General features: G+C 55.6%; 1 protein-coding gene. It reads left to right on the top strand.

Annotation, left to right across the window (positions count from 1 at the left end; all coding sequences use genetic code 11):
* Positions 1-726, top strand: a 726-nt coding sequence (locus ACKWMY_RS28220; RefSeq protein ID WP_409487550.1) for an IS110 family transposase, incomplete at its 5' end; no start/stop codon positions are given.
* Positions 727-759 lie beyond the last annotated feature (33 nt).

Genomic DNA, 759 nt, shown 5'->3' with positions numbered 1-759 from the left:
GGGTTACCCGTGGCCGTGGTCAATCCACGCCAGGTGAAAAACTTCGCTCGTGCGTTAGGGACTCTGTACAAAACCGACCCGAATGATGCCCGTGTCATCTGCGAGTTTGGCCGGAGAATGGAGCCCGAAGCCCGTCCCACACCGGACGAACAGACGCAGCGTCTGGCCGGGATGGTGACCCGCCGTCGCCAACTGGTCGATAACAGGACCATGGAGATAAACCGCTACAAAAGCTGCGATGATGTGGTGGTCTCAGTGGGCATCAAGCGACATATCGACTGGTTGACGGCTGAAATCCGGGATGCAGATGACGACATCGACAGGCAAATAAAAGTGATGCCGCTGTGGCGGGAAAAGGCGACGCTGTTGGAGGAAGTCAAAGGTATCGGGCCGACAACGATGGCGGTGCTTCTGGCGATGCTGCCGGAGCTGGGGACACTGAATCGGCACAAGATAAGTGCGCTGGTTGGTGTGTGTCCTTACGCCCACGACAGTGGAAAAATGAAAGGGAAGCGAAGTATCTGGGGAGGGCGAAGCGCAGTGCGTTCAGCGTTGTACATGGCGACCTTGTCAGCAGTGCGGTACAACCCGACAATCCGGGCGTTCTACGAACGCCTGATAGGGCGTGGGAAAGCGTTCAAGGTGGCGGTGACGGCTTGTGTGAGAAAGCTGCTAACTATCCTGAATGCGATGCTGCGGGATAATAAAAAATGGGTGACAAATTAATCATCACCCGTTGACTTTAAACACAGCTGCTCT

The organism is Serratia sp. J2 (genome assembly GCF_046269175.1).
GTDB classification, from domain to species: Bacteria; Pseudomonadota; Gammaproteobacteria; order Enterobacterales; family Enterobacteriaceae; genus Chania; species Chania fonticola_C.
This window is presented reverse-complemented; position numbering and strand designations above follow the sequence as displayed.